Source organism: Pseudoteredinibacter isoporae, from assembly GCF_011602085.1.
Taxonomy (GTDB): Bacteria; Pseudomonadota; Gammaproteobacteria; order Pseudomonadales; family Cellvibrionaceae; genus Pseudoteredinibacter; species Pseudoteredinibacter isoporae.
Genome location: NZ_JAAONY010000002.1, coordinates 360,822 through 375,625 on the forward strand (window position 1 = coordinate 360,822; position 14,804 = coordinate 375,625).

The following is a 14,804-nucleotide window of genomic DNA, read 5'->3' on the forward strand; positions in this document are numbered from 1 at the left end:
GTGTTCTCTACGATGCTTGAGGTAGTGCGTGACTGAACGTCAAACTACCCATATTTACGCTTTAAGAAAAAAACCTTCTCGACAAGGTTTGACTCATCATAACTGACTTTGACGGCCATCTTCTGTCCACTTCGAGCGGTTTCTATGGGGGTACCCACAACCTCCCACAAGCCCAAGGTCGCAATGTCCGCCACCCCGTGTATCAAAGCCCTTCCTGTTTTTTCTACGGTGCTATAGCCCTGATTAAAAACATAAATATCATACTTAACGCCATCCTCCTCAACCTGTTCTTGAGCGGGCCGACCAAACTCGGCAATAAGCAAAGATTTAGGGGTGCCAGATTGAAAGAGATCAAGATCAAGCTTACCAGGCTGATTCGCGGCCATATAAGAAGAACAAGCTGCTGTAAGGAACGAGCAGGACAAAATTAAAATGAAAGTCTTTAATGCGTTCGTATACGTCATGAATTACCTTTCTAAGCGAATGAAGCTTCAATTACTTTTCAGTGTTTTCAAATCGATACTGATAGCCTGGCGGAGTAAAGCCACACTTCTTTGAATCGCAGAATTCAGCCGGAGAGATGATTACACCACCTAATCGGAAACCATAACCAACAAACATTAACGAAAAATTAATAGACCAGATACTGCAGAGCAGCCACGGTTATCCATCGATTGCTTTTCATATATATCGGGTTTGATCCAGGAATGAATCGGGGAGATATTAGGTTTCAGGAAGTGAACTGGGCTATAACGACGACAAAGCCACTTGGCCCAACTCCAGCAAGGTCACTGGTACCCTGATATCGAAGCAAGCTACCCAGCCGCCCCGTCGCCTAAATCTTCATTGAGCGGAAAAACGCGCTTAACCTTTCCGTTGAGATGTTGAGAGACTGAAGTTCTTTATATACCCTAAGTTTTTCTGAATGTTGTCTGCCGGTACCGTATTCGCCATAACCGATCAATCCTTTGCTCTAGACTTTGCGACAATCTCACGAGATTTAACAAGAGCCTCCTGTAGCTGGGTATCTTCGATGAATCCAAAGCGATGATCCAATCGTCGAAGCTCTTCTATATGTTCACTTGTTATTGCCCTATTAATTCGACCAATGATCTCGACTTTATTGGAGTTAAAGTACTCAAGGTCATCAAGCATTCCCTCTCTCGCCTTGCCGCCTGCTTTAATAATGACGGCCGTCCTTGTCTTTGATATCGGTTTTTGAACATTCCCACCACTACCATCCCGGGTAGATTCCCCGTACAACGCGAGCACCAGTACACAAGCAACTAAAACTATCGCTGCCTTACCTTCTATAGTCATAGACTTTAATTTCCTTTGGACTGCCATCACCGAGATGGCTGTGTTGTCGCTGCCGGTTGTAGAAAACTTCGATAGAGCAGCACTCTTTACCCAGTTTTCTTTGGCAATTTACTCAATTGTGAAGCTCTCCAGCAGCTTGGTACAAGGTTAGGCAGCAGACTCAGCTTGGCGCAGCTTCTTTTCTGCCAAAACCCCGATAGATTTTTATCAACAATGGCCACCTATTGGGAGGTTGAAATCAGCCTTCAATTGAATAGCTCAACTTCCATTCAGCGTTTTTTACGATCACACTTTCTCCATCAAAAACAGGCTTTTCGAAAACCATATCTTTAACACACATTAAGGAACTGGCTTCAAAAACTCGGTGGCTACAACTAACAATGTTCAAATTATACGTCATGCCTGACGTATCGATGTCAAACACCACCTTGCAATGCCCCTCCAAACCCGCCTTAAGCGCACCTCTAGGATACCGAGGCTTTGGGGCGATCTTAACAAGATCCTTAGCTTTCAACCCCATATCACTTAGTGTGACCTGCTTAAATTTTGTGATGTCTCTTTCAGGTATGGCTGAACATGCAGCCAACCAAAATACAAGAAATGCTAAAAAAATATACTTCATCACAATTTCCTAACTAAAACTTGTAAAGGATTATAAGGAGGCTTACCGATTAGTCTACTCCGAGAACTGACAGGTGAAAATCAAGCTGCATCTTCTGCTTGCTTCCATTTCTCGTGCTCCAAGTCACCCGAGTGCGATACAAGGTGCTTCAAACACATCCTTGAAAAGTGCTATTATCTCGGCACCTTGTTTCTCAAATGGAAGCTAGGATTAAAAATCACACTGTATAAAAAACGCCTTTAAGTATAAAGAACTTCAAAATGGATTCGGCAGAAGAAGCAAGAAGAAAGGAAGCTCGTGACAATTGGAAAATGCTACCAGCTGCAATAATTCTAACTTTCGGTTGGTGTGGCGCATTTGTCATTATTGTAGCGCGAGAAATCGAAATTTTTGGGCATGTATATTATGGTTTTGCCAAAACCCTTTGGTTTTTGAACGCTTCTTTCTTGGGGGGCATTGCTTTAATCCTCGGCATTTTCAGCCTTTCACTACTCATAACAATCGGATTAGTAGCAATAAACCTAAAAACAAAAGCCCACCCATGGCTGCCACTGATTCGTTCCGTCAAGGTCCTGGTAATTGGCGTCATTTTTCTCTACGCTGCTATGCGAATAAATAGCCTGATAAACGAAAATATCGACATTATCAACGCTTGGCACGCCCACTTTAACAGAGACTTTTCAATACTTTCATTTATTATTGATCTTATAATAACCGGAATCTGTTCGGTAATCGCTGCGCTTTCATTAAGTATAGCGATTCAGGTGCTACTTATGCCTTTCAGCTCCTCTAAAATTGCCAAGGAAATTTCAACACAAAGATAATGATTAATGTTGTAATTATACTGTTTTTGATTGAATTTGGAGTTTTACTCTTAAACATCCGCCGTGCGGTGAAAAAAGAGTCCAGTATCGGCGAACCCCTTGTCAGCTTTGTAATTTACTTAATTGTTACTAATCGCACAAATACTCCTATTTATTTCGCTGAAAAACAAACAGAGCTATTGATATTTTTAACTCTTCATGTCGTTTCGTATTTTGTCATTCCGTACTTTGCATATGTAATCTTTGAAGAAGACGCCCCCCTTCCTAATAAAGAATCTGGAAAGACTACAACTCGATCTTAAAATTAAACTTCAACAATGCATTACCGACCGCCTCGGGTACTCCATCGACGACTCTAGGTACGAATTTGAACTCTGAAACTACCTCCTCAATGGAGTTCTTAAAATCTTCTATATTTGGTTTACATATAATTTCGTTTATGGATGATACTTTTCCTTCAACATCAATAGACAAGCTCGCCACACAAACAGCTTGCATTCCTTTATTTAGCCACTTCATAGGATATTTAGGCTGAATAAAAAGTTCTCCGTTGTATTCTTGAGTACATTGAGCGTCTACTTTTTCGCACTGTTTATACATCCACTTTTCATCACGTTCTTCCTCGGTGTATTCCATGTGTGTTTCGATGGTCACCGTGACCGCCCAAGCCCTAGCTTCAGCGACAAAAACCATAGCAACGAGAAACGATAAAGCGGCTCCAAATCGATTCCTCAAAATCCGAGCTCCTTTCAATTTCTAAAAAATCTCAATGACAACGTGGAAAGCACATGGCGCTATACCTTTGGCCCAGACGGCATCATAACTTTAAACGCATAAAGGCCGCACATAGTTCGGCCTTTATGGAGAATTAATTACAATTAACCCCTAGCCCCCTACCCTTAACGCTTTCCTGCATATTAACAGACTTGGCGATGCATTCTTGTCAATGTATGTGCAAATACCGAAGCCTGAAAGATGCTAAAACAGGAAATTAGGAAACCACAAAGAGCGGGAAATCAAAGACAGTTACACCCATGATTTGGAAAAGATAACACCAGCCAAGTGAGCCAGTTTTTCCACAAAGATTTATGCCTATTGCATAAACCGCAACAATCATATTTCGGGAATTTTGCAGGTGCATCAATAAGCAAAGAAAATTGGTACGACCGAGTGGACTCGAACCACCGACCCCCACCATGTCAAGGTGGTGCTCTAACCAGCTGAGCTACGGTCGTACTGAGAGGATTGCGGTGGCAGGACGCCTTGGCAATCGAGGCGCGTACTCTACCAGCGAGATGGGGGCTTGGCAAGGCTCAAAGGGTGAAAAAAGTCGTATCTTTCCCAAGTCATTTGCGTAAAATACCCTGCTACAGCAGGTACTTAGCGGCTTTAGCTAGTACGGAGCCTAAGATGCGTCCCGCGCAGCCGCCCTACTGTCAATTCAATGCACCGCAAAATCATGCGAAGAATACAGGAGTCCGGCAAGCGAGATGGCCATTGTAATCAGCGGAAGCAGTGGTTTTGTCGGCCAGGCGCTTATTCAGCAGCTGTCTTGCAAGGCCAAATGGCAAGAACAAGGTCTACGCACCCTCTGCCGCCAGCTCCCGGATTACCCTCTCGATCATGTTCAATACGCCGTTATTTCGGGTTCTGGGGAAACTTGGCATACCGATCAGCTCGAAACCCATATTCAGGTCGGTGATTGCATTGTTCACCTGGCTGGTCGAGCCCATCAGGGGAGCTCATGCCCAGAGGAAGAAGCACAGCTGCAGCTAGCAGCCCATCTGGATCTCACACAGGCACTTGCCCAGGCTGCCGCGAACCGAAAGGCCAAGCGCTTCATCTATATAAGCAGCGCCAAGGTTTTTGCGGAATGCAGTGGTGATAAGGTTTTTGACGCCAAAACAGCCCCTCAACCGGAAGACCCTTATGCCCGGGCGAAGTGGCAAACTGAGCAATGGCTGCAAAGTTTCTGCCCGCAACATCATCTTGAGTTGATTATTTTACGCCCCGGGCTGGTGTACGACCGACATGCCAAGGGGAATATTGCCCGCTTGCAGTCGCTGATTCGAACCGGACTTCCATTGCCCCTCGGCGGTTTGAGCAATCAGCGCAATATGATTTCACTGGCTAATTTCTGCCATTTGATCGAACACTGTGTGGATTGCCCCCAACCTGAGGAAAACACCTGCATTGCCGCCGACAGCGAAGCGCTGAGCAGCAGTCAGTTCCTGAGCCTATTGGCCAAAGCAGAGGGGCGTTCGCTGAAGTTATTTACCCTGCCCGACTGGCTGTTAAATATGCTACGACGCTTGCCCGGTTTCGAGGCGCGGTGGCTAAAGCTCAGCAGTAATTTTGCGTTGAACAATCAACCGTGCAATATCGCCCTCGGCTGGGTGGCACCTTTTACCCCAGAGCAAAGCCTGTTGGAGCACAGTTTTGCACCTTCCCAGTTAGCCAAACAGGCGAGTAAACAGACGGGTGAAAAGCCATGATGATCACGCTTGGTGATGGACTTTTGCTAGCTGTACTTTGCCTGTCGAGCTGGCTGATGAGTCATGGCGTGCGTCTTTATGCTCTGCGGGCTAACGTCGTGGACGTGCCCAGCGCGCGAAGCTCCCACAGCACAACAACGCCTCGGGGTGGTGGTTTGGCGATTGTCGCCGCTTCTATTTTGGCCGCCCTCTGGCTTTGGCAGCAGGAACGTCTCGCCAATCTCTGGCTGCTTGCTATTTATTTACCGGCGGGCTTATTGGGCCTGTTCAGCTTTGTGGATGATCATAAGCCGCTGTCCCGCCGCCTGCGCTTTTTTGTTCACCTGGCCTGTGCTTGCCTGCTGCTGTATCTGCTTCCCAAGGATATTTATCTGCCATTAGCGGGCTATCAGATTCCCATTGCCTCGTTTTGGATGGCGCCGCTCAGCGTTCTGGCCATTACCTGGATGATCAACCTCTACAATTTTATGGACGGCATCGACGGGATTGCCGGCGCTGAAGCCATTAGCGTCTTGTTGGGCTTGCAGACCATCATTTACCTGCAAGGCGGAACGCTCGATATTCAGTTGCTGAGCCTCAGCGCTATTGCCCTGGGCTTTTTATGGATCAATTGGGCGCCAGCAAAGCTGTTTATGGGGGATATTGGCAGCTGCTTTTTAGGTTTAATCTTAGTGGCCTGCGCCTGCTATTGCGCCCATCAATATCAGATTAATCTCTGGGCCTCGCTGATTCTTCTTGCCGCCTTTATTGTGGACGCCAGCTGGACCCTGCTTTATCGCATGTTGACCGGCCAGGCCTGGAATGAAGGGCATCGCAGTCATAGTTATCAGATTCTCAGCCGCAAGTGGCAAAGTCACAGTTCTGTCGTCTGTGCTATGCTTTTATTCAATACTTTATGGCTATTGCCCCTGGCTTTGCTGTCCACGAAGGCACCCGAATGGGCGGCTGCGATCTTCGCCCTTGCCTGCCTACCATTTTTGACCATTGGTCTTAAATTCAAAGCCGGTCATAATTCTGAGCTATAGCTCAAAGGTGCTATGGCGCATACTGGACTGGGGCGTTAGAATAGGCAGTTGCTTGAATTTTGCTTTATCATATTGGCTGCACTCTCGGTACCCAACAACAGCAGACTGTATTGGCTAGGTAAAACCAATAGCCTAAAACGCCTGGATTGAGCGATTTAGTTAGACCGTAAAAGCACAACAAAAAATGGGCCCCCTGGGGCGACAATACAGCGAAGAAATCATTGGATCTATTGCAGACACAACTTGCACAAACTCCACGCGCGCTTAAGCGGGGCGTTTCTGTGCTTTACGATGTGCTGGCTATTGCTACCGCCTTGTATATCGCTTTTGCGATTCGCCTGGGTGAAAGCTATCACTTCTCTCTCGCTGCCGACCTCTATACCTACGCCCTGACGACAATCATTTCTGTCGCTTCCTTTATACGCTTGGGCCTCTATCGCGCTGTTTTGCGATATATGACCTATCAAGCCATTTATACCGTTGTACTCGGAATTGTGATTTCCGCGGTCGCGCTGATTGCCAGCAGCTTCTTCACTGACAGCTTTATGCCGCGTTCGGTACCCGTCATTTATGTATTCGCTGCCCTGTTGCTGGTGGGCTTCCCTCGCCTGATCATTCGCAACCTGGTTCAAATCAGTGATGTGATGCAGGGCGAAAAAGTCATTATTTATGGCGCCGGCGTCAGCGGTAGCCAGTTAGCCGCAGCCTTGCAGCTTTCTCCGGATTATCAACCCGTAGCCTTTATTGATGACAATAAAAAACTGCACAACAGTTCAGTTCGCGGCTTGAACATTTTCTCTTTCGCCTCACTGCCCAAATTGATGGAACGCTACCAAACCGACAAGGTTCTGCTGGCTCTCGGGCGCACCCCTCGTGCCAAGCGCCATGAAGTGGTGAAGATGTTGGAAACCATGCCGGTTCAAATTCAGACCGTGCCCAATATGGCGGAGCTGCTGTCCGGCCGCGCAAACCTGAACGACATTAAAGATATCGAAATTGAAGATTTACTGGGCCGCGACCCGAGCCTGCCCGACTACAAGTTGATGGCGGCCAACATTAAAGGCAAAACCGTTTTGGTTACCGGTGCCGGCGGTTCGATCGGCTCGGAGCTTTGCCAGCAGATTGCCCAGTTGCAGCCCAAAGCGCTGCTGATGCTCGAACAGAACGAATACAATCTGTACCGCATCAACGAGGAACTGCGCGAATATAAGCTGGACGAAGAACACCCTCTTCTGGTTAAAACCATTCTGGGTTCCGCCGCTGACGAACAATTAATTGCCCGCGTATTCCGAAAAAATGCCGTTGACACGGTTTATCACGCGGCAGCCTATAAGCATGTGCCCATGCTGGAAGACAATAAAGCTGAAGGCCTGCGCAACAATGTACTGTCGACATGGTACACCGCCAAAGCCGCGGTGGAATATCGTGTCGACAGTTTTGTATTGATCTCTTCCGACAAAGCTGTGCGCCCAACCAACATCATGGGCGCCTCAAAACGTATTGCCGAGTTAATTCTGCAAGCAATGGATGCCAAGCAACAGCATACGCGTTTCTGCATGGTACGCTTTGGTAATGTACTGGGCTCTTCCGGCTCTGTGGTTCCGCATTTTAAAGAGCAAATTGCCTCAGGCGGTCCGATTACCGTGACCCATCCAGACATTACTCGCTACTTTATGGTCACCAGTGAAGCCGTACAGTTGGTGATTCAAGCCGGCGCCATGGGTTCCGGAGGCGACGTCTTTGTGTTGGATATGGGCGAGCCCGTAAGAATTTCCGATCTGGCCAAGGAGATGATTCTGCTTTCCGGCCTGCAACTGAAAGACGAGCACAACCCCGATGGTGATGTCGAAATTCACTACACTGGTTTGCGTGCGGGTGAAAAACTCTATGAAGAGTTACTCGTCAAAGAAGAATGCGAACGCACTCGCCATCCACGCATCATGCGCAGTTGTGAAGAAGCCATGAGCTGGGATGAAGTGAACGCCTTTATCAATACCGTGAAAGAACTGGATGGCAGTGAAAGCAATGAAGACATTGCCAGCTTACTGCAAGCGTCTGCCATTCACTTCCAAACTCAGCAACCGTTAACTCCGCAATTCCGTCGTACTATCCAAGCGATTTGCGAAGACAGCCTACCCGCCGCACAAGCGGGCTCTTAATTTTACTCGCACCGGGATATTGCTCTTCGCAAGATCCCCCTTTCTTTGGCGTCAAGCCAACTAGCTCAACAGACCCACCATCAAGAAACCCACCAGTGCTGCACTTGCGGCCAACAAGGCATAGGGCAACTGTGTACGCACGTGCTCGATATGATCCACCTCGGCCGCCATACTCGAAATCACCGTGGTATCACTGATAGGTGAAGCATGATCACCAAATACCCCACCGGATAATACCGCCGCAACCAGAGCCGCCAGAGGCAAATCCAGGGATGCCGCCAAAGGCACCGCAAGTGGAATCAACAAGGAGAAGGTTCCCCAACTTGAGCCAATGGCAAAAGCCACGGCCGAAGCCAAAATAAAGACAACCGGCAAAACCAGAGCGGTGGGCATACTGCCCTGTAGCACCTGGGCGAGATAGTCCCCCGCCTGCAACTCTCTGGAAATTGCGCCCAAGGCCAAAGCCAACATCAGCACCAAAGCCACGGGTACCATTTTTCCGGCACCGCTAAAATAAGAATCGGCCATATTTTTTTGTTGGCGCCACATAAAGCTGGCTGCCACGGCGCTGGCTGCCAGAACCGCCCACAGCACACTGGTGGAACCTGAACCCTGACGTAAATCGCCATCACCGGTAATCCATAAACCCAGTGGCATCACCAGAATCAATGTGAGAACCGGGAGAAGCATCGCCAGTGGGCTGCTTGCTTTTACAGTGCCTTTATCATTCAGTGAAAGTGCTTCGTTTATCGCTGCCGCATTCTCGGGGCTACTTAACTCAGCATGCTCCGAAAACCCGATCTCCTTGGCTTGCTGCTCTGAGGCTTTCATTGGCCCCCAATTTAAATCCAGCGCAATCACTGCGGCGGCCAATAGCACCGCAAAAATCGCGTAGAAATTCAGTAACACCGCTTGAAAGAAAACACTCAGCGGATCTTCGACACCCGCACCGGATAACAAACCCAGATTGAAAGCGCCCCAGGCATTAAAGGGAATCAGAATGCATATGGGCGCCGAGGTGGAATCGATAATATAGGCGAGCTTCGCCCGGGAAATGTTAAAGCGATCAAACAAAGGCTTGGCCGTTGTCGCGGCGACGAGAACGGTGATATTGGACTCAATAAAGATAAGCACGCCGCTGAGCCAGGCCAAACCCTGAGCCTGTTTACGGGACTGCCCCCAACGCTTGGCCTCCAGCCAGTTCACGAAAGCCCGCACACCGCCATTTGCCTCGATTAAAGCAATCAGGCCGCCCACACATAAAGTGAACAGCACCACACGTGCGTCACCCGCTGAAGCCAGCACGTTAACAATTCGATCAATACTGTCGGCAATTGCCGCAATCGGGTTTCCGCCCAACAAATAGCAACCGAGCCAAATTCCTGCAATCAATGCAACGAATACTTTTCGAGTCCATATCGCCAAAACGATGGCTAATAAGGAAGGCAATAAAACGACGACGCCCAAATCCTGCATAAGAAACCCATTGTGTTTTTTACGCACTATAACAGTCGGGCTCGCAAATACTAGCGCGGCACCGGCAAAATACGTTTTAGGTTACAATAGTGAATTCACCACCCGCTGATGTTTAACATTGGGCACCACAATAGACACTGCAATAGAAACCACAACAGGCTGAAAACACAGTGAGCAATAACAGCGACAAACCTTTGCTTGGAATGGCTTTCGCCTTTGCCACTACCATTGTGGGTGCCAGTGCCTCAGCGGCCACCAAATATATTTCCAGCGAAGTGCCATTGGGCAGTATTGTCCTGATTCAGTTTATTATCGGCTTGCTGGTGCTCTCTCCGTGGATTTATCGCCAGGGCCCTCGTGGATTACGCACAGACTATTGGCAGCGACACATTATCCGTGGCTTGGCCGGTTTTGCGGGTTTCTGTTTTTTCTATTTAGCCCTGCAACATATTCCTCTGGTCGACAGCAGCTTACTGAGGCACAGTGCTCCATTGTTCGTCGCACTGGTTGCCTATCTTTGGGTGGGTGCCAAAGTGCCTTCCAGTCGATGGCTGCCGATGATCATCGGCTTTTGTGGCATTGCTCTGATTTTGCGCCCGAGCAGTTCGGTAAGCATTTGGCATATTGTCGGATTGGGTTCCGGTCTCAGCCTGGCCACATCGATGGTAGGCACCCGCCTGCTCTCTCACAATGAAAGCAGCTCCAAAATTCTGTTTTACTATCACATCATTGCGCTGGTCTTGAGCATCCCACTGGCAATATACAGCTGGCAAGGCATCCCCAAATGGGCATGGCCGTACCTGTTGTATAACAGCCTGTCGATTTTTGTGGCCATGTGGCTGTACACCAAAGCGTACAGTTATGCGAAAGCGAGCGTGGTTTCACCGATCGGTTATTTTTCCGTGGTAAATGCGGGCATTTTAGGCTGGCTGATTTGGGACCACTTGCCCGATACGATTGCCTTTGCAGGTATCGCGGTCGTGGTTTGTGCAGGATTAATAACCGTATGGCAATCCGCTCGAGAAGAAAAGCGAGCGGCTCAACACTGAATCAAACCTCAATCGGTACGCCATCGACGACTTCGGAACCCCCACGGTAACGAAACACCCCCTGACAGCTCGCGACTGGATTGTTTTCACCATCGAAAATATCCACCTGGGAATAGAAAATCTTACGCCCGGAATTGCTGATTCGCCCTTCTGCATAAACGACCGGTGTTTTGGCAACGCCCAAAAAGTTGGTATTCAGAGATAAGGTGGACGCAAAGCGACGGCGATCTGGATGGGGGCAATACACACCCGGGAAGGAAGCGGCAATATCCGCAAGGCTCATAATAAAACCGCCGTGAGGCGCGCCCTGACTGTTTTGAAAATGGGGCAAAACCTCTGCGGAAATCTTCACATAGCCTTCCCGCCACTCTTCAATCGTAACGCCCAGATGATCATTAAATGGAGGTTGTTGTTTGCCATCCCAGTGATTCATATTGTGCGTCCTGTGTATTTAGCCATGCCCCTGCTGATCCAGCGAAGCAATGAGTCAGTTGCTAAATTGTCGGCGATTCCCCTGGGAAGCACAATGGCGATCACAGCCCGGTTTCATGCTGCCATTGACAGCGCACCCGAGACACTTCGGTGCCTGGGCGATGATAATCTTCATCGCAGGTCCAGCTGAAAGTGTGATTACCAGACAGTTCTGTCTCCAAATGCACAGTCGCATCCACCCAGTACATTTTTGACAACAGGGCTTCAAAGGCCTTTAACCACTCTTCCCACTCGTACTCAATGGCCTGATACGAAGCGCCAAAATGCATGACTTCCGTTTGATAGCCCATCATATTGGTTTCAATACGGGGGATAGCAAACATTTCCTGACTTAAAAACGGCCACTGTTCGGCATTGGGCAAGGCCAGCATCGCCGAGCGATTAATCCGGCGACGCTCTTGATCACAACTCAATCCAACGGCATCTTTAATACAGCCGTAAACAATGGATTCTTGATCCCCAGACATAGTCAGTACCTTTTCTACAACTCCAGACGCTCAATATTGCAGCTGAAGAAACAATCAATCTTTAAAAAATCCACCAGCCACCAGACTGCAACCGTTTTTCACACCGCCTGAGCTGTGCACCATAGGTTTTTGCCTGACGTGCAACTTTTTTTGCGGTTTTCACCAGCCAGGATTTTTTACGGTAGGTTTTTCGCTCAAAGCCGCCATGCCCTTCATGGTAAGCCAGGTATAAATTGTAGGTGTCGTTCTTTTTGATGCCCAAACGTTTATGGCTTTGGTGGTTGTACCAGCCAATAAAATCGATGGCATCATCAAAGTCATCCCGATCCGCACTCCAACGGCCAGCAGATTTCATATACCAATCCCAGGTGCCGTCTTTAGCTTGGGCATAACCATAAGCGCTGCTTTTTCTCGGGCCGGGAATGATCCAGAGGATTTTCGTGCGCGGCGGTGCAGCATCATCTTTGAAGCTGGATTCCTGCTTCATCATGGCCATCATCACTTCGATGGGTGTGCCCCAGCGTTTTTTGGAATCGGCGGCATCATCGTACCAATCGTCTTTCTCATCAAAGATATCGCAGAGATTGGAGGTATTGGATGGTGGCGAGCTGGCACAACCCACCACGGAGAGAAGTAGAAATGCTGCAAACAAAACCTTCAAGGCGCGCCAGGGGGCGCTGGGGAAAGAAGCATTCGGACAGCATTTGCTCATAGACGATTCGCTCTGTGAATTCACTTAACCATTGTGTTGTTTCAATAACGCTATTAAAGCATCTTCGTCGATAATCTCAATGCCCAGATCCTGCGCTTTGCTCAGTTTGGAACCTGCGCCCGGTCCGGCAACCAGAACACTGGTTTTGGCTGACACGCTGCCCGCCACTTTGGCACCCAGTTCCTGTAAAGCCGCCTTGGCCTCGTTGCGTGACATTTGCTCAAGCGTTCCGGTCAAGACATAGGTTAAATCTTTCAAAGGCAGCTCATCATCCGATTTCACTTCAATATCTGGCCATTGAATACCTGCGGCCTGCAAGCGCGCGACTTCCTCCCGGTTACGCTCATCGGCAAAAAAGCTCACGATGAATTCCGCCATAATAGGACCTACATCGCCGACCTCCAGAAGTTGCTCGGCATCGGCTTTCATGAGCGCAGGCAGGTTTCCAAAGTGCTGAGCCAGGTTTCGAGCTGTGGCTTCACCCACTTCACGAATGCCCAATGCAAACAGAAACCTTGGTAGACTACTTTGCTTGGATTGCTCCAGGGCATCCAGAAGATTCTGAGCAGATTTTTCCGCCATGCGCTCCAGAGCGCTGACTGCATCCAACTCCAGGTGGAACAAATCGGCCATGGATTCCACCAGTCCGTTCTCCACCAGTTGATCCACCAATTTATCGCCCAGACCATCAACATCCATGGCTTTACGCGAAACAAAATGCTTCAGCGCTTCTTTGCGTTGCGCCGCGCAGATCAAGCCACCGGTACAACGTACAACTACCTCACCTTCTTTGCTGACCGCAGGTGAATCGCATACCGGGCAGTGATCCGGAAACTCGATATCACGGGCGTCATCGGGACGTCGTTCAGTAACCACAGAAACCACCTGGGGAATGACATCGCCAGCGCGACGAATAATGACGGTATCGCCAATCTTCACACCCAGGCGTGCCACTTCATCGCGATTGTGCAAGGTTGCATTGGAAACGGTTACACCGCCCACAAACACTGGCTGCAATCGTGCAACGGGCGTAATGGCGCCCGTGCGCCCGACCTGAAACTCAACATCCTGCAGTACCGTAAGTTCTTCCTGAGCAGGAAATTTATAAGCAACCGCCCAACGTGGGGCGCGGGAAACAAAACCCAACGCTTGCTGCTGGGCGCTGCTGTTGACTTTGAACACAATGCCATCGATGTCGTAGCTTAGCTCATCACGAATGTCGGCAATTTTTTTATAGTACGCCATGCAACCTTGAATATTATTCGCGACTTGCATTTGGGCATTAATCAGAAAGCCCCACTCTTGAAGCTTGTACAAAATATCGGTGTGATTGTCGGGCAGCTCCGGGGCGTTTCCGATTTCAAGATAGCCCACGCTGTAAGCACACATTTCCAGTGGTCGTGATGCGGTAATTTTGGAATCCAACTGTCGCAAGCTGCCTGCGGCGGCATTGCGTGGATTGACAAATTCTTTTTCACCCTTGTCTCGGGCGGTTTGATTCAAGCGCGCAAAACCCTCTTTGGGCATGTAAATTTCACCGCGCACTTCCAGAACATCTGGAACATCACCACCCTGCAAACGCAAAGGAATGGAACCAATGGTTTTTACGTTTTGGGTAATGTCTTCGCCAGTACTGCCATCACCACGCGTGGCTCCCTGCTCCAGTACGCCATTGCGATACATCAAGCTTACCGCAATACCATCGAGTTTGGGTTCACAAGCGTATTCAATATCCCTGCTTAACCCCAGACGCTCCTGGTTACGGCGATTAAAATCTTCCAACTCTTCGTCATCAAAAGCGTTGCCGAGAGATAACATCGGTAAGCGATGTTGCACCTGAGTGAACACATCCAATGCATCGCCACCCACTCGCTGGGAAGGGGAATCGGACACTGTCCAATCCGGGTGGGCTTCTTCGGCAGCCTGCAACTTCCTAAACAGACGATCGTATTCCGCATCGGGAATGCTCGGCGCATCCATGACATAGTATTCGTGGGAATAACGCTGCAATTGGCTGACTAACTGCTGGTATTCTTCGCGCGAAGCGCACTGCTCATTATTTTTCTGGCTCATAGAAACTCAATGACTTTTATTTGGAGCAATAGGAAGCAAAGGCCCATCTAATGGACCAAGGCTCGCACAGAGCGAGCCATCAAATCAATG

Annotated in this window: 14 protein-coding genes and 1 tRNA gene; 5 read left to right on the forward strand and 10 right to left on the reverse strand. The window is 48.8% G+C overall.

What is annotated here, in order from left to right:
- Nucleotides 1-44: 44 nt before the first annotated feature.
- The 3 genes from G8768_RS10190 to G8768_RS10200 all read right to left on the reverse strand — a co-directional run bounded on the left by G8768_RS10190 (nucleotide 45) and on the right by G8768_RS10200 (nucleotide 1,942).
- Complete coding sequence (locus G8768_RS10190) at nucleotides 45-464, reverse strand: hypothetical protein (protein WP_166844557.1); 420 nt, start codon at nucleotides 462-464, stop codon at nucleotides 45-47.
- A gap of 496 nt (nucleotides 465-960) precedes the next feature.
- A complete protein-coding gene (locus tag G8768_RS10195) occupies nucleotides 961-1,320 on the reverse strand; it encodes a hypothetical protein (RefSeq protein ID WP_166844555.1) in 360 nt (119 codons plus the stop codon).
- Between the two features lie 238 nt (nucleotides 1,321-1,558).
- The gene (locus G8768_RS10200; protein WP_166844553.1) at nucleotides 1,559-1,942 is read right to left on the reverse strand and encodes an energy transducer TonB; all 384 of its coding nucleotides are present in this window, start codon (nucleotides 1,940-1,942) and stop codon (nucleotides 1,559-1,561) included.
- Nucleotides 1,943-2,202: 260 nt separating this feature from the next.
- On the opposite strand from G8768_RS10200, the gene G8768_RS10205 reads away from it, so the two are divergent.
- Complete coding sequence (locus tag G8768_RS10205; RefSeq protein WP_166844550.1) at nucleotides 2,203-2,766, forward strand: hypothetical protein; 564 nt, start codon at nucleotides 2,203-2,205, stop codon at nucleotides 2,764-2,766.
- 285 nt (nucleotides 2,767-3,051) lie between these two features.
- Here the strand turns inward: G8768_RS10205 and G8768_RS10210 are convergent, their stop codons facing one another.
- Nucleotides 3,052-3,501, reverse strand: coding sequence for an energy transducer TonB (locus tag G8768_RS10210; RefSeq protein ID WP_166844548.1), 450 nt, complete (start codon nucleotides 3,499-3,501; stop codon nucleotides 3,052-3,054).
- A 423-nt stretch (nucleotides 3,502-3,924) separates the two neighbouring features.
- A tRNA-Val gene (locus tag G8768_RS10215) sits at nucleotides 3,925-4,001 on the reverse strand.
- 255 nt (nucleotides 4,002-4,256) lie between these two features.
- Here G8768_RS10215 and G8768_RS10220 point away from each other — a divergent pair.
- The 3 genes from G8768_RS10220 (at nucleotide 4,257) to G8768_RS10230 (ending at nucleotide 8,445) form a co-directional block, all read left to right on the forward strand.
- Complete coding sequence (locus G8768_RS10220; RefSeq protein ID WP_166844546.1) at nucleotides 4,257-5,261, forward strand: NAD-dependent epimerase/dehydratase family protein; 1,005 nt, start codon at nucleotides 4,257-4,259, stop codon at nucleotides 5,259-5,261.
- Nucleotides 5,258-6,286 carry an MraY family glycosyltransferase gene (locus tag G8768_RS10225; protein WP_166844544.1) on the forward strand — a complete coding sequence of 343 codons (1,029 nt, stop codon included), beginning with the start codon at nucleotides 5,258-5,260 and terminating at the stop codon, nucleotides 6,284-6,286. Before G8768_RS10220 ends, G8768_RS10225 begins: the two co-directional genes overlap by 4 nt.
- A 281-nt stretch (nucleotides 6,287-6,567) precedes the next feature.
- Complete coding sequence (locus G8768_RS10230; protein ID WP_167202759.1) at nucleotides 6,568-8,445, forward strand: polysaccharide biosynthesis protein; 1,878 nt, start codon at nucleotides 6,568-6,570, stop codon at nucleotides 8,443-8,445.
- A 60-nt stretch (nucleotides 8,446-8,505) separates the two neighbouring features.
- Here G8768_RS10230 and G8768_RS10235 read toward each other — a convergent pair whose 3' ends face one another.
- A complete protein-coding gene (locus G8768_RS10235; protein WP_166844540.1) occupies nucleotides 8,506-9,921 on the reverse strand; it encodes a Na+/H+ antiporter NhaC family protein in 1,416 nt (471 codons plus the stop codon).
- A gap of 170 nt (nucleotides 9,922-10,091) precedes the next feature.
- Here G8768_RS10235 and G8768_RS10240 point away from each other — a divergent pair, with 170 nt between their 5' ends.
- Entirely contained in the window at nucleotides 10,092-10,970 is an 879-nt protein-coding gene (locus tag G8768_RS10240) for an EamA family transporter (protein ID WP_166844538.1), read from the forward strand.
- A gap of 1 nt (nucleotide 10,971) precedes the next feature.
- Here G8768_RS10240 and G8768_RS10245 read toward each other — a convergent pair whose 3' ends face one another.
- The 4 genes from G8768_RS10245 to ligA all read right to left on the reverse strand — a co-directional run bounded on the left by G8768_RS10245 (nucleotide 10,972) and on the right by ligA (nucleotide 14,714).
- Nucleotides 10,972-11,403 (reverse strand): PaaI family thioesterase, encoded by a 432-nt coding sequence (locus G8768_RS10245; protein WP_166844536.1) that lies wholly within the window; start codon nucleotides 11,401-11,403, stop codon nucleotides 10,972-10,974.
- A gap of 100 nt (nucleotides 11,404-11,503) precedes the next feature.
- Nucleotides 11,504-11,929 carry a hypothetical protein gene (locus G8768_RS10250; RefSeq protein WP_166844534.1) on the reverse strand — a complete coding sequence of 142 codons (426 nt, stop codon included), beginning with the start codon at nucleotides 11,927-11,929 and terminating at the stop codon, nucleotides 11,504-11,506.
- A gap of 61 nt (nucleotides 11,930-11,990) precedes the next feature.
- Complete coding sequence (locus tag G8768_RS10255) at nucleotides 11,991-12,641, reverse strand: transglycosylase SLT domain-containing protein (protein WP_166844533.1); 651 nt, start codon at nucleotides 12,639-12,641, stop codon at nucleotides 11,991-11,993.
- Between the two features lie 24 nt (nucleotides 12,642-12,665).
- On the reverse strand, nucleotides 12,666-14,714 hold the full coding sequence (ligA, locus tag G8768_RS10260) for an NAD-dependent DNA ligase LigA (protein ID WP_166844531.1): 2,049 nt from the start codon (nucleotides 14,712-14,714) through the stop codon (nucleotides 12,666-12,668).
- Nucleotides 14,715-14,804 lie beyond the last annotated feature (90 nt).

Excerpts from the sequence above, each read along its gene's own strand:
- G8768_RS10190 (WP_166844557.1), bottom strand. The coding sequence starts at position 464 with ATGACGTATACGAACGCATTAAAGACTTTCATTTTAATTTTGTCCTGC.
- G8768_RS10195 (WP_166844555.1), bottom strand. The coding sequence starts at position 1,320 with ATGACTATAGAAGGTAAGGCAGCGATAGTTTTAGTTGCTTGTGTACTG.
- G8768_RS10200 (WP_166844553.1), bottom strand. The coding sequence starts at position 1,942 with ATGAAGTATATTTTTTTAGCATTTCTTGTATTTTGGTTGGCTGCATGT.
- G8768_RS10205 (WP_166844550.1), top strand. The coding sequence starts at position 2,203 with ATGGATTCGGCAGAAGAAGCAAGAAGAAAGGAAGCTCGTGACAATTGG.
- G8768_RS10220 (WP_166844546.1), top strand. The coding sequence starts at position 4,257 with ATGGCCATTGTAATCAGCGGAAGCAGTGGTTTTGTCGGCCAGGCGCTT.
- G8768_RS10225 (WP_166844544.1), top strand. The coding sequence starts at position 5,258 with ATGATGATCACGCTTGGTGATGGACTTTTGCTAGCTGTACTTTGCCTG.
- G8768_RS10235 (WP_166844540.1), bottom strand. The coding sequence starts at position 9,921 with ATGCAGGATTTGGGCGTCGTCGTTTTATTGCCTTCCTTATTAGCCATC.
- G8768_RS10245 (WP_166844536.1), bottom strand. The coding sequence starts at position 11,403 with ATGAATCACTGGGATGGCAAACAACAACCTCCATTTAATGATCATCTG.
- G8768_RS10250 (WP_166844534.1), bottom strand. The coding sequence starts at position 11,929 with ATGTCTGGGGATCAAGAATCCATTGTTTACGGCTGTATTAAAGATGCC.
- G8768_RS10255 (WP_166844533.1), bottom strand. The coding sequence starts at position 12,641 with ATGAGCAAATGCTGTCCGAATGCTTCTTTCCCCAGCGCCCCCTGGCGC.
- ligA (WP_166844531.1), bottom strand. The coding sequence starts at position 14,714 with ATGAGCCAGAAAAATAATGAGCAGTGCGCTTCGCGCGAAGAATACCAG.